This window comes from Microlunatus sp. M237 (assembly GCF_056896895.1).
Genome location: NZ_JBXHBL010000004.1, coordinates 205,202 through 218,318, shown reverse-complemented (window position 1 = coordinate 218,318; position 13,117 = coordinate 205,202). Strand labels below are relative to the sequence as shown.

Sequence of the window (13,117 nt, the reverse complement as noted above, 5' to 3'; positions counted from 1 at the left end):
GCATCCAGTGGGTGCCCACGCGCTCGAGCCGTAACCTAGTCTTACCCCCGTGACTGTCGATCAGGGCTTACTGGACAAAGTTGGACGACCGAGATCTAAGAAACGTCGGGTGGGGCTCAGCGTCCAGTCAAAGTTGTTGACCATGCTCCTTGCTGTCAGCCTTATTTCGGCCTGCGCGGTCGGGTTGTTCGGCCTGCATTCGGGCACATCGTCGCTACGCGACGCGGTGGAGGAGAAGCTGATTGAGGTGCGGGAGTCCCGGACCCGGGAATTGACCCAGTATTTCGACACCCTGCAGAGCTCAGTGATCACGAATGCTCAGGGCTTCACCGCCATCGAGGCCGTACGGGGCTTCACCACCGGCTTCGCGACACTCAACACCGGTCCTGCTGATCCCTCCCAGGCGAAGCTGGTGAAGAAGTACTACGACGACTCCTTCGTCGGACCGTACGAGGAGCGAACCGGGATCAGGATCGACGCGGCGGCGCTGCTGCCCCGGACTGCGGCCCAACAGTATCTGCAGGCGGAATACACGGTCACGACCACGGACTTCGCCCAGAAGCTGGCCACCAACGATGCCGGCGACGGCAGCGCCTGGTCGAAGACCCACGCCAAGCATCACGGCTATTTCCGCTCGTTGGTCGCCAACTTCGGCTATCGCGATGTCTTCCTGCTCGACACCCAGGGCAACGTGGTCTACAGCGCCTACAAGGGCAACGACCTGGGCACCAATGTGCACACCGGTCCCTATCGCGGCGGCGGCCTCGAGAGCGTCTACGACGGCGCGTTACGGTCCAACGCGTTGGACAGCTTCACGCTCAGCGACTTCCAGCCCTACCAGCCGTCGTTCGATGCGCCGACCTCCTTCGCCGCGTCACCGATCTGGTCCAACGGCGACATCGAGGGCGTCTTGGTGGTGCAGCTGCCGCTGGACCGGATCAACGACATCACCACCGACGACGGCGGGTGGGTGGCCAACGGTCTCGGCACCTCCGGCGAGGTCTATCTGGTCGGCACCGACAAGCTGATGCGGTCCACGTCGCGCAAGCTGATCGAGGATCCCGCTGGTTATCAGAACGACACGGTCAAGGCGGGAACGCCACCCGAGATCGCGGCCCGAGCCGTGGCGGCCAAGAGCTCGGTGCTGATCCAGTCCGTCGAGACGCCGGCGGTGGAACAGGCACTGAGGGGACAGACCGGTCTGGTGATCGGCCCCACCTATCTGGGCGCCGAGGCTCTGACCGCGTACGCCCCGCTTCACATCGACGGGTTGGAGTGGGTGATCATCGCCAAGGTCGAGACCGCCGAGGCGTACGCTCCGTCGACCAGGTTCGCCCGCAACCTCGGGGTGCTGACCGCCGGCCTCATCCTGCTCGTATCCCTGGCATCCCTGCTGCTGGCCAGAGTGTTCACCCGCCCGCTGGCACGGCTGGTGACGGCGGTGCGCACGGTGGCAGGTGGTGACTTCACGACCCAGATCCCGGTCACCACCCGGGACGAGTTCGGCGACCTCGGGTCCGCGTTCAACGACATGAACAAGAACCTGCGAACGAAAGCGGAGCTGCTCACCGCGCAGCAGGCGGAGAACGACCGTCTGCTGCACATGCTGATGCCGCCAGGTGTTGCCGAGCGTTATCGAGGGGGTGAGGCCACCATCGCCCGCGAGCTGGCGAACGTCAGCGTGATCTTCGCCGACATCGTCGGGATCGACCGCGCCACCCAGGGGCGAAGCTCGGCAGAGGTGCTGACGCTGACCAACGCCTTGGCCCGGGCCTTTGACGACGCCGCCGAAAAGCTGGGCATCGAGCGGGTGCGCAGCATCCGGACGGGATACCTGGCCAGCTGCGGTGCGGTGGTCCCTCGGCTGGACAACGCGCGGCGGACGGTGGAGTTCGCCCGGCAGATGGAGCTCATCGTGGCGCGGTTCAACGCTCAGCACGGGCTCGACCTCGGACTGCGGGTGGGCATCGACACCGGGCCGGTGACCGCCGGACTGATCGGGAGCACGCAGGTCGTCTACGACATGTGGGGTGAGGCCGTGGACCTGGCCCACCAGGTCCGAGACCACGGCGCCCCGTCCGGAATCTTCGTGACCGAGCGCGTGTACGACCGATTGCGCGGGGAGTTCGGCTTCCAGCCGACCACCGCAGCCGGCGCCGACAGCGGCTCCACCTGGGCGCTCGACCTGGAGCCCGCCCGTGCCTGACCTCTGGCAGCAGCCGTGGCTCGCCTGGACCATCGGCATCGCGGTCGGTCTGCCGGTCGCGCTCGTGCTGCTCACCGAGCTGCACCACTGGCTGGCGCGGACGGGGAGCCGCATGGTCAAGGCCGTCGCCTTGCTGCGTACCTATGTCGTTCCCTCCCTGGCGCTGTTGCTGCTCCTCACCAAGGGAGCCGGAATCCAGTTCCAGGTGACCGGCGTGCGGCTGGTGGCGACCGTCTTCGCGTTGCTCCTGCTGTTGCTGGTCCTGTCGTCGCTGAATGTCGCGGTGTTCGGCCAGGCGAAGGCCGGATCCTGGCGTGACCGGGTCCCGTCGATCTTCATCGAGCTCGCCCGGCTCGTGATCGTGGGCGTCGGGCTGGCGATCTTGCTGGCCCAGGTGTGGGGTGCCGACGTCGGCGGTCTGTTCACCGCGCTCGGGGTGACGTCGCTGGTGATCGGACTGGCGCTCCAGTCTGCGGCGGGGTCGATCGTCTCCGGCCTGCTGCTGCTGTTCGAGCAGCCGTTCACCCTCGGTGACTACCTGCGGACCAGCACCGGGAAGATCCCGGGGGTGGAGGGGCGGGTCGTCGAGGTCAACTGGCGCTCCGTGCACCTCGACTCCGGCGGAGCCATCTGCATCGTGCCCAACGCCTTGCTGGCCCAGTCCGCTTTCGTGAACCTGAGCCGTCCTTCGATGGCGGCCACTGAGACGGTGGCGATCAAGTTCGCCAACGACGACTCGCCGGTCCAGGTGTGCGCCCTGCTGGAGCGACTGGCGGCCGAGCTGCCAGGCTCGCCTGTGGGGGCGAGACCCGTCGCCACCGTTCAGGGCGGCGGGGCGTACGAGGTTGTCCTGCGGCTGCAGAACCTTTCCGACATTGCCGGCTCGCGCAGCCTCTTCCTCAGCTGGCTCTGGTACGCGAGCCGGCGCGAAGGTCTGCACCTCGACGGTGCGGACCCGCGCGGGTGGGCGACGGCGGAGCTGACCGAACAGGCCGCACGATCGGTCTGCGCGGCCCTGTTCCTCTCGGCCGACGAGGCGGCCGAGCTGGCGTCGGAGTTCGAGCTGGTCCGCTATGGCACGGGTGAGACCGTGCAGAGCGTGGGAGAGCAGCCGGGCACGCTGGGCATCGTCGTCACCGGCACGATCCAGCTGCTTCGGGTGCTGCCCACCGGGGACAAGATCCCGGTGGGCGTGGTCGAGCGCAACGGCTATCTGCACCCCTCGGCGCTCACCGACGAAGCGGTCACGCTGGCCGGGGTGGCACTGGAGGAGACGTCGGTGCTCAACGTCCCGGTCGATTCCGTCCACGACCTGGTCAAGCGTCGGCCGTTGTTGGCCCGCGACCTCAGCCACGAGATCGACCGCCGCCGAGACCTGGCCCGCCAGCCGAGGGAGGAGCCGGAGGTCACCGCCCTCCCTGAGCCGGCGAGCGGGTCAGTCCCTCTTCGCTGACCTGCGCCGCGGCCACCAACTCGGCGACGACGAGCCGCTTCATCTGCAGCATCGCCTGCATCACCCGCGCGGCCACCTCCGGGTCAGCGTCTCGGGTCAGCTCGGCCAACACGGTGGGGACGACCTGCCAGGAGACGCCGTACTTGTCCTTGAGCCAGCCGCACTGTGACTCCTCACCGGCGTCGGCGATCAGCCCGTCCCAGTAGTGGTCGACCTCGGCCTGGTCGCGGCACGCGATCTCGAACGACACCGCCTCGCTGAAGGTGAACAACGGTCCACCGTTGACGATGCTGAACGGCTGGCCGTCCAGGGTGAAGTAGACCAGCATGGCGCTGCCCGGCTCACCCGGACCGGCCTCGGAATAGCGCACCACCTCGGTGACGGCGGAGTTGGGGAACAGCGAGCAGTAGAACTGGGCGGCTTCCTCGCCCTGGTTGTCCATCCACAGGCACGGCGTGATGGCGGGCATGGTGACCTCTTCCTCGATCCAGACGGGCACGGTGCCCGCACCAGGACAGACAGGTCGGCGCACCGGGACTCACCGGCCGGCGCACGCGTTTTCACCCGGGGCCGTGACCACCTCGTCACTGGACGGCCGGATTGACAACCATCCGGTGTCACCTATTGTTCATCTGGCCGCTTACTCCTAGCGTCAATCCTGCCGGGGTGCATCAGCACCTGGAGCCGACTCATCCAGATGGGACCGCAGTGACCCTGTTGTTCGTCGTGATCGCCGTCATCGCGGTGGCGCTCATCTTCGACTTCACCAACGGTTTCCACGACAGTGCCAACGCCATGGCCGGGCCGATCGCCACCGGGGCGCTCAAGCCGCGTACCGCCGTCATCATCGCAGCGGTGCTCAACCTGGTCGGCGCCTGCCTGTCGACCGAGGTGGCCAAGACCATCTCCAACGGGTTCTTCGACGAGTCCCTGATCACCCCCTCGATCGTGCTGGCCGGCCTGGTCGGCGCCATCGTCTGGAACCTCGTCACCTGGCTGCTGGGCCTGCCGTCCAGCTCCTCGCACGCCCTCTTCGGCGGCCTCATCGGAGCGGTCATCGTCGGGGCCGGGCTGAGCTCGGTCAACGGCTCGGTGGTCGTCTCCAAGGTGCTGCTGCCGGCCATCGCCGCACCCGTGGTCGCCGGCATCGGCGCCGCCCTGGCCACCCGCCTTGCCTACCGGATCACCCGGAAGACCCCGACCTCGCACACCGAGACGGGGTTCAAATACGGCCAGGCCTTCACCGCCTCGCTGGTGGCGCTGGCCCATGGCACCTCCGACGGGCAGAAGACGATGGGGGTCATCACCCTCGTCCTGATCGCCGCGGACATGCAGACCCCCGGCACCGGTCCGCACTGGTGGGTCATCCTGGCCGCGGGTGTCGCCATCGGCCTGGGGACGTACTCGGGGGGCTGGCGCATCATGCGGACCATGGGCAAGGGAATCGTGGAGATCGAGACTCCGCAGGGCTCGGCCGCCGGCGCCGCCGCCACCGCCACCATCCTGGCGTCCTCCCACCTCGGGTTCGGCCTCTCCACCACCCACGTGTCGACCGGCAGCATCCTCGGCTCGGGCCTGGGCCGCCGCGGTGCTGAGGTGCGCTGGGGCGTGGCCCGCAAGATGATGTACGCCTGGCTCCTCACCCTGCCCGCCGCCGGCCTGGTCGGTGGACTGGCCGCCCTGCTGGCTGACAGCGGCATCGCCGGGGTCATCGCCCTGCTCGTCCTGCTCACCGTCGCGTGCACGGTCATCTGGGTGATCTCCCGCAAGCACGCCGTCGACCACACCAACGTGACCGACAGCCACGAGGTGATGGTGCTGGCCGCCGCCAAGCCGGAGTCGTTCCTCGACGGCCCCCGGGTCGACGGGTCGGGCGATGAGCCGCTCGAGCCGGGCCAGCAGCCGATCCAGACCAAGGGAGGTGCCCGCTGATGAATGTCGACTGGGCCGCCCTGGGCACCGTCGCGGTGGTGTCCGTCGTCGCCAGCGTGGTCTTCGTGATCCTGTTGTCGTTCGGGATCCGGTTCGTCTCGGTCGCCAAGGTCGCCACCGAGGCCGGCCGCTCCTCGGCGGCCGCGATGACCATCGGGTACGTCTTCCTCGGCGTCGCGATGCTGCTGGTGCTGTTCTGTCTGTGGCTGATCGTGCCGCAGTTCCACTGACCTCGGACCCACCCGTAGGCTGACCAGCATGCCCTGGCCGGATGCCTTGCTCGCCCCCGACGGCACATCGATCAGCACCGCCGAGCAGTGGCGCGAGCATCGTGGCGCATTGTTGCGGCAGTTCGAGGACCAAATCTACGGCCCGTGGCCCGGCGCTCCGAGCACAGCCACCACTACCTTGGTCACCGGGCCGGTGCCGCTGTTCGCCGACACCGCCGAGCTGCGTGAGTGGCGGGTGGAGACCACCGGCCCCGACACCTCGTTCACCTTGACGCTCATCACCCCGACCGACAGCGAACCGGTGCCACTGTTCCTCGGCGCCACCTTCTTCGGCAACCACCGGGTGTTGGCGGACCCGCGGATCACCCGGAGCAGCGCGCCCAGCTCGCCCGCCGGACCCGGCGACACCGACCGCGGCGCCGAATCCGAGGCCTGGGACGTGGAGCGCACGCTCGCCGCCGGCTTCGCCTTCGCCTGCTTCACCAAGGACGACATCGTGCCCGACGATGCGGCGATGGCCGCCGAACCGCTGCGGACTTTCGCCGGCGGCCGGCGGACCGGCGCCATCAGCGCCTGGGCCTGGGGCTTCGCCCGCTGCCTCGACCTGCTCACCGCCCTGCCCGCGATCCGGCAGGACGCGATCGTCGCGGTCGGACATTCCCGGCTCGGAAAGGCCGCCTTGTGGGCCACCGCCAACGACGAACGGATCGCCGCTGTCATACCCAGCCAGTCCGGCTGCGGTGGCGCGGCGCCGTCGCGTACCGAACCGGCACTGGCCGCGCCGGGGCCAACCGGACGACCGACGGCCGAGACCGTCGCCGAGATCACCCGCCGCTTCCCGCACTGGTTCGCCCCGGCGTACGCCGAGCTGGCCGACCACGTGGACGACCTGAGCGTCGAGCAGCACCAGCTCGTGGCGCTCTGCGCCCCGCGTCCGGTGCTGTTGCCCAACGCCGTCGACGACGCGTGGGCCGACCCGGCCGGTCAGTTCAGCGTGCTGCGGGCCGCCGCACCGGTCTATCGGCTGCTCAGCGGGGACGGCCTGGAGCAGACCACCCAGCCCTCGGTGGGGCAGGCGACCCTTGGCCGGCTGGGTTATGCCCTGCGCGCCGGCGGGCACGCGATGACTGCCGAGGATTGGGTTCTGTGGCGGGAGTACGCCGACCGCTGGCTGCGGTGACCAGTCCGGCGCCATCGATCGGACCCAGGCACCTCACACCAGCTGGCTGAGCATCGCGGGCGCTGCCGCGAGAAGCAACGCGATCACGACACAGAGCCAGTCGCGGGCCCGCCACGGGGACGCCAGCGCGAACGTACGCCGGGTCGCACCGGCGAAGCCGCGAGCGTCCATCGACATGGCCAGCTGCTGGGCACCTCGCAGGGTGGAGACCAGCAGTGCGAACGTGAGCGACGCCGCCGAACGGACCCGGGCCGATATCGACCGTCGAGGATGGAGTCCCCGGATGGTGCGGACGTCGGTCATCTGGCGCCAGGTGTCGATCAGCTGTTGCAGCCGGAGCAGGGCCGCGGCCGCGGCCACGACGGGGCGGTGCGGCAGGTGCCCACGCTGGGCCAGCGCGTCGGCGAGTCGGCTGGGCGCGAGCGTTGCCAGCAGCAGCACTCCGGGCACGATCAGATAGACGATCCGCAGCACCTCCCGTCCCGCCACCGGCCACGCAGTGGCAGCGAAGGCACCCCGGTCGCTGAACACCAGCGTGGACCAGCCGACGGTGAGCGCGGCGAGACTGACCGGGACCAGTCGGAGCAGCACCGAGCCGACGCTGCGGACGGCCAGCGGCGCCAGCACGGCGACCAGCAGCACGGCCAGCGCGCCGACAGCCCAGTCGCGGATGAAGAACGAGCCCACCACCGCACCCAACGCGACCAGCAGCAACGCCATCGGGTTGCACCGAGCGGCGGGCGGGCTGCCGGCCTCGACCACCTCGCGGAGCAGATACGCCGCTGGCCCGAGCGGTCGCGGCTCGCCAGTGGCTGCTGCGTCGTCGAGCGACACCGTACGTCCCAGCGCATCGGCCAGCTCGGTGTCGTGGGTGGCGGCCAGCACCGCGATCCCTTCCGCCTGCAACGTGGCCGCCACCCCGACCACCGCCGCCCAGGTGTGTCGGTCCTGACCGACTGTCGGTTCGTCCAGCAGCACCAGCCGGGGCTCGTGCACCACTACCGCCGCCAACCCCATCCGGCGCTGCTCCCCCACCGACAGCTGGTACGGGTCCGCATCGCGCAATGCCCACAACCCGAGCGCCGCCAGCACCCGCTGGGCCCGGTCCCGGGCGACAGCGAGCCGGTCCGGCTGGTCGCGGTACAGCGCCTCGCTGGTGGCCAGGACCTCCGCCAGCACGCTCCGCTGGGTGATCAGGTGGTCGAGGTGTTGCGGCAGCCACGCCACCGCAGCCGCCAGCGCGGCCGAGTCGCGGACCAGCCGGTCGACGGCAGTGCCGGCCACCAGCACCCGACCGGACGCGGGCCGGACGAACCCGGCCACCGTCCGCAGCAGGGTCGACTTGCCGGACCCGCTGCGTCCCAGCAACGCGACCGCGTCGCCGGCCGCCACGGTGAGGTTGAGGTCAGCGACGAGCAGCCGCCGGTCGTCGGGTGCGGCTACGGCGAGGTCGACCAGCTCCAGCGCGACGGCCGCTGGATGGTCGTCGGGCCGCTGGCCGGTGCCGATCGTTTGACCCCAGTCCACCGGGGTCACCGCCGGTGGCGGCGCTCCCGGCACCCACAGCCCTGCCGCCAGCAGCTCGTCACCTCGCCCGGCCAGCACCTCCGCGGTCGCGCCGTCGGCCAGCACCCGACCACCGGCACCCAGCACCACGATCCGGTCGCACAGCTCCAGCCACCCCGCCATCTGGTGCTCGACGACCACCATGGTCAGGTCGTGCGCGCGGACCGCGTCAGCCACCGCCGCCCGCACCTCGGCCGCCGCTGCGTCGTCGAGCATGGCCGTCGGCTCGTCCAGCAGCAGCACCTCGGGCTCCAGCGCCAGCGTGCCGGCCAGCGCCAGCCGTTGCAGCTGGCCGCCGGAGAGCGCGGTGGACCGGCGGTCTGCGCCGTAGGGGAACCGGACCGCGGCCAGCGCTGCCGCCGCCGTGGCCCGGATCTGCTCGGCCGGACGGCCGGTGTTCTCCGGCCCGAAGGCAACGTCCCGGCCGACGTGCTCGGCCACCACGGTGTGCAGCGGGTCCTGGAGCAGCAGCCCCACCTGGCCGGCCCGCTCGCCGGGCCGCCCGTTCCCGAGCCGCACCGTACCGGTCTGCTCGCCGAGGCTGGGGTCGAGCAGCCCGGCGAGGGCGCGCAGCAGCGTCGACTTGCCGGAGCCGCTGGGTCCGACCAACAGCACCCGCTCTCCGCGAGCAAGCTGCAGGTCCACATCGCGCAGAGTGGGCTCGGCGCGGCCGTGCGGGCGCCAGCTCAGCCCACTCACATCCAGGTCAGCCATACCGACTCAGATCCGGTGACGCTCCGCATGCTCCCGGCCGACCGGGAACGGCGCCAGGACCCCGGTCCGGGTGAGCGCCCGGACCAGGCCGACGCCGAGCAGTCCGCCGACCACGGCGCCGGAGACCGTCATCGTGGCTGCATACACGCCGGCGTATCCGACGGCCCATTCGGGGAAGTACAACCGCCACTCGTACGGGCTCTCCAACAACCCGGCCAAGGCACCACCGAGGACGGCAGGCACCACGGTGAAGCGGCGGAAGGCGAACAGCAGAAAGCCCAGCTCAACGCCGAGCCCTTGGATCACGCCCGAGCCGAGGGTGGTCAGTCCCCATTGCCCGCCGAGCAGCGGCTCGACGCTGGCCGCGACGATCTCGGCCAGCAGCGCGGCGCCCGGGCGGCGGATCACCAGGGCGGCCACCACGGCGGGCAGCCACCAGAAGCCGCCGGTCAGCCCCTTCAGCGGGGGCAGGGCGACGAAGACGGCGTCGGCCAGGTTGTAGACCTGACCCCAGCCGATGAACGCGACGCCGAAGACGACGCCGATCATCACCGTGGTGATGAGGTCCACCGTTCGCCAGGCGCCGAGGCGTCCGCTGGCGAGGTGGGATGGGTGCTCACGCGTGGAGCTGGTCATGACGGTTCCTTCCCGGTCTTGCGGAAGGGGAGCCAGTGCAGCATCGCTGCACGGGCTCGAGATCCCGACTCCCTACGCCGGTATCAACCGGATCAGGTTCGAGGGTCTGCGACTCATCGCACTCTCAGCGCCTGGTGGCGCTCCCCTGTCGTCGGGAACCACTGTAGTCATGCCCGCCGGTCGCCGCCCACGGGTCTCAGCTCAGCTCACTTCGTGGCGGCGTCCTGGATCCGGCCGGAGCTGCGCAGCTGCTCCCAGCCCTCGCCGTGCGGGTACGCCCAGCGCTCGACCGACGCGGGGTGCATCTGAGCGTTGTTGCCCGGCACGGCCGGCGCCCGGTAGCGGCCGTCGACCACAGTGACCGGGGCGACGAAGTGCTCGTGCAGGTGGTCGACGAACTCGATCACCCGGTCCTGGTGGGTGGTCGACACCACGGCATAGTCGAAGAAGGAGAAGTGCACGACCAGCTCGCACAGGCCGACTCCGCCGGCGTGCGGACAGACCGGCACCCCGAATTTCGCTGCCAGCAGCAAGATGGCCAGGTTCTCGTTGGGCCCGGCGACCCGGGTCGAGTCGATCTGCACGATGTCCAGCGCCTGGGCCTGCAGCAGCTGCTTGAACATGATCCGGTTGTGCACCGCCTCTCCGGTGGCGACCCGGATCGGGGCGATCTCGGAGCGGATCCGGGCGTGACCCAAGATGTCGTCGGGGCTGGTCGGCTCCTCCACCCAATAGACGTCGTGATCGGCCAGGGCGTTGATCCACGTCGAAGCCTCGTGGACCTCCCAGATCTGGTTGGCGTCGATCGCGATCTTGATGTCGGGACCCACGGCCTCGCGGGCCAGGCTCATCCGGCGGACGTCGTCCTCGACCTTGGCACCGACCTTGAGCTTGATCAGCCCGAACCCGTCCGCCACGGCCTCCTTGGCCAGCCGGACCATTTTCTCGTCGCTGTAGCCGAGCCAGCCGGCGGAGGTGGTGTATGCGGCGTAGCCGCGCTCCTGAAGCTCGGCGATCCGCTCTTCCTTGCCCTCTTGGCCGCGGCGGAAGATCTCCAGCGCCTCGGCTTCGGTGACGGCGTCGCGCAGGTGGGAGAAGTCGATCACCTCGACCAGCTCCTCCGGGCTCATCCGAGCCAGCAGCTCCCACAGCGGATAGCCGGCCTGCTTGGCCTTGATGTCCCAGAGCGCGTTCAGCACGGCTCCGGCCGCCATGTGCGAGGCGCCCTTCTCCGGGCCGATCCAGCGGTACTGCGAGTCGTGCACAAGCATCCGCGACACCTCGCCGAGGTGACCGAGCATGGTCTCGACATCCTCGTCCGGCAGCAGGCGCAGCGCGGACTCGATCGCCGCCACCACGACCTCATTGCCCCGGCCGGCGGTGAAGACCAGGCCGTAACCGTCGGGTCCGTCATCAGTCTGCAGCCATAGATACGCGGCCGAGTAGTCGGGGTCGACATTGACGGCGTCGGATCCGTCGAGGTCGAGTGAGGTCGGAAATCGTACGTCGACGACCTGAGCACCAGTGATCTTGGTCATAGTTTCCCTTTCACAGTACGAGGAGGATACATCAGACAAATGCCGGTCCGCAGCCCCCGGTTGCCCCCAAGAGAGCGGCTTTTCATCCGACCTATGTGTCGAAACGGCGCACGCCTATCCCGCTGTGTACCCCTGAGAGCTCTCCGTCCACCAAGACCTGCTCGCCGTTGACCCAGACGTCGTCGATCCCGTCGGCCGGCCGTCGAGGGTCGTCGTAGTCGGCGCGGACCCGGACCGCGGCCGGGTCGAGCAGCACCACGTCGGCGAACGACCCGGGTCGTAGCGATCCCCGGCCGGCCAGCCCGAAGCGCTGCGCGGGCGCGGCACTGAACCGGGCCACCCCTTCGGCCCAGCTGAGGTCGCCGCGCTGTCGGGTGAACGTGTCGAGATAGCGGCTGAAGGCACCCCAGCCGCGCGGGTGGGCGGCGCGGCCCAGGTAGATGCCGTCCGATCCGCCCATATGCCGCGGATGGGCCAGGTGCTGGGCGATCTCGTCGTCGGAACGCTCCACCGGGGTCCGCATCACCACACTGACCTCCAGCCGGGATGCGGCCAGCACCCGCAGGCCCAGCTCACCGGGAGTGGTGCCGACCTGGGCCGCGGCCGCGGCCAGGGACAGCCCGTGGGCCCAGCCGAACTCGCTGGCGGCGATGTGGGCGAAGCGTACGTTCTCCGCCCAGCCGGGTCCCATGTCGGCCCGCGCCACCAGCACCGGTATCCAGCGCGCCGCCACGGCCTCACGGGCAGCCGGGTCTTCCAGCTGCGCGATGCACGCCTCGAGCCCTTGCTGGACCAGGTCTGGCGGCAGCATCAGCATTCCGAGCAGCGAGCAGCCGCGTGAGTACGGGTAGGAGTCGAACGTCAGGTCAACCCTGCTGGCCGCAGCGTCCACCAAGGTGGTGATGATCTCCGGCCGGGCGTGGAAGTGGGAGATGTGGCCGCGGACCCCGGCATCGGCACAGATGTTGACCACCTCGGCGATGCCGGCGGCCGAGTTGTCTTCGTAGCCGCCACGCATGTGAGTGACATAGACACCGTCGGCGGCGGCGACCGGTCGGCACAAAGCGGTGAGCTCCGCCGCATCGGCGAACAGCCCTGGCACGTAGTCCAGCCCGGAGGACAACCCGAGTGCGCCGTCGGCCAGCCCGGCGCCGACCAGGGCCTGCATGGCGGCCAGCTCCTCGGCGGTGGGTGGCTCGGGCCGGAGCCCCATCACCTGCTGCCGGACCACACCGGCGGGTACCAGATACCCCACATTGACGCCGGTGGTGCGGTCGTAGGTGTGCAACAGGTCCGCCACGGTGGAGCCGGTGTAGGTGGGATGCGCACCGTTGATGGCGGCGAAGTAGGCGGTGGCGAACCGGCCGTCGCCGGGGGCGTAGGAGACCCCGTCCTGGCCGGCGATCACCGTGGTGACGCCCTGGCGCAGCAGCGCGAGCGCCACCTCGTCGTCGAAGACCTGGCCGTCGGCGTGGCTGTGGGTGTCGATCATCCCGGGCTGCAGCTGTCGCCCGCCGCAATCGACCACCCGGTCACCGGGTTCGGCCGGGACCGTCCCGGCGGCGACGATCCGTCCGCCGGCCAGCGCCAGGTCACCGGGCCGGGACCCGGACTCGGCGTCGACCAGGGTGCCGCCGCGCAGCACCGTACGAGCCGTCACGG

General features: G+C 69.9%; 10 protein-coding genes, 1 pseudogene and 1 riboswitch. Of the genes and pseudogenes, 5 read left to right on the top strand and 6 right to left on the bottom strand.

Annotation, left to right across the window (positions count from 1 at the left end):
- Positions 1–142 precede the first annotated feature (142 nt).
- Both AC1XX3_RS16875 and AC1XX3_RS16870 read left to right on the top strand, forming a co-directional pair.
- On the top strand, positions 143–2,206 hold the full coding sequence (locus AC1XX3_RS16875) for an adenylate/guanylate cyclase domain-containing protein (protein ID WP_483322334.1): 2,064 nt from the start codon (positions 143–145) through the stop codon (positions 2,204–2,206).
- Positions 2,199–3,659, top strand: a complete 1,461-nt coding sequence (locus tag AC1XX3_RS16870) for a mechanosensitive ion channel domain-containing protein (protein ID WP_483322333.1) — start codon at positions 2,199–2,201, stop codon at positions 3,657–3,659. The genes AC1XX3_RS16875 and AC1XX3_RS16870 overlap by 8 nt, the downstream gene beginning before the upstream one ends.
- Here the strand turns inward: AC1XX3_RS16870 and AC1XX3_RS16865 are convergent.
- Positions 3,613–4,158 carry a VOC family protein gene (locus AC1XX3_RS16865; protein WP_483322332.1) on the bottom strand — a complete coding sequence of 182 codons (546 nt, stop codon included), beginning with the start codon at positions 4,156–4,158 and terminating at the stop codon, positions 3,613–3,615. The two genes, AC1XX3_RS16870 and AC1XX3_RS16865, sit on opposite strands and share 47 nt — an antisense overlap.
- A 209-nt stretch (positions 4,159–4,367) precedes the next feature.
- Here AC1XX3_RS16865 and AC1XX3_RS16860 point away from each other — a divergent pair, with 209 nt between their 5' ends.
- The 3 genes from AC1XX3_RS16860 to AC1XX3_RS16850 are packed head-to-tail and all read left to right on the top strand — an operon-like array spanning position 4,368 to position 7,001.
- Positions 4,368–5,591, top strand: coding sequence for an inorganic phosphate transporter (locus tag AC1XX3_RS16860; RefSeq protein ID WP_483322505.1), 1,224 nt, complete (start codon positions 4,368–4,370; stop codon positions 5,589–5,591).
- On the top strand, positions 5,591–5,821 hold the full coding sequence (locus tag AC1XX3_RS16855) for a hypothetical protein (protein ID WP_483322331.1): 231 nt from the start codon (positions 5,591–5,593) through the stop codon (positions 5,819–5,821). The genes AC1XX3_RS16860 and AC1XX3_RS16855 overlap by 1 nt, the downstream gene beginning before the upstream one ends.
- Positions 5,822–5,849: 28 nt before the next feature.
- On the top strand, positions 5,850–7,001 hold the full coding sequence (locus AC1XX3_RS16850) for a glucuronyl esterase domain-containing protein (RefSeq protein WP_483322330.1): 1,152 nt from the start codon (positions 5,850–5,852) through the stop codon (positions 6,999–7,001).
- 33 nt (positions 7,002–7,034) lie between these two features.
- On the opposite strand, the gene AC1XX3_RS16845 is transcribed toward AC1XX3_RS16850, so the two are convergent.
- The 5 genes and pseudogenes from AC1XX3_RS16845 to AC1XX3_RS16825 form a co-directional block, all read right to left on the bottom strand.
- Positions 7,035–8,690, bottom strand: coding sequence for an ATP-binding cassette domain-containing protein (locus tag AC1XX3_RS16845; RefSeq protein ID WP_483322504.1), 1,656 nt, complete (start codon positions 8,688–8,690; stop codon positions 7,035–7,037).
- 74 nt (positions 8,691–8,764) lie between these two features.
- Positions 8,765–9,281 (bottom strand): annotated as a pseudogene (locus tag AC1XX3_RS16840) (ABC transporter ATP-binding protein); the annotation flags it as partial.
- 6 nt (positions 9,282–9,287) lie between these two features.
- Positions 9,288–9,917, bottom strand: coding sequence for an ECF transporter S component (locus AC1XX3_RS16835; protein WP_483322328.1), 630 nt, complete (start codon positions 9,915–9,917; stop codon positions 9,288–9,290).
- 52 nt (positions 9,918–9,969) lie between these two features.
- Positions 9,970–10,074, bottom strand: a riboswitch (TPP riboswitch).
- Between the two features lie 49 nt (positions 10,075–10,123).
- Positions 10,124–11,455, bottom strand: a complete 1,332-nt coding sequence (locus tag AC1XX3_RS16830; protein WP_483322327.1) for an enolase C-terminal domain-like protein — start codon at positions 11,453–11,455, stop codon at positions 10,124–10,126.
- 91 nt (positions 11,456–11,546) lie between these two features.
- Positions 11,547–13,115, bottom strand: coding sequence for an N-acyl-D-amino-acid deacylase family protein (locus AC1XX3_RS16825; protein ID WP_483322326.1), 1,569 nt, complete (start codon positions 13,113–13,115; stop codon positions 11,547–11,549).
- Positions 13,116–13,117 lie beyond the last annotated feature (2 nt).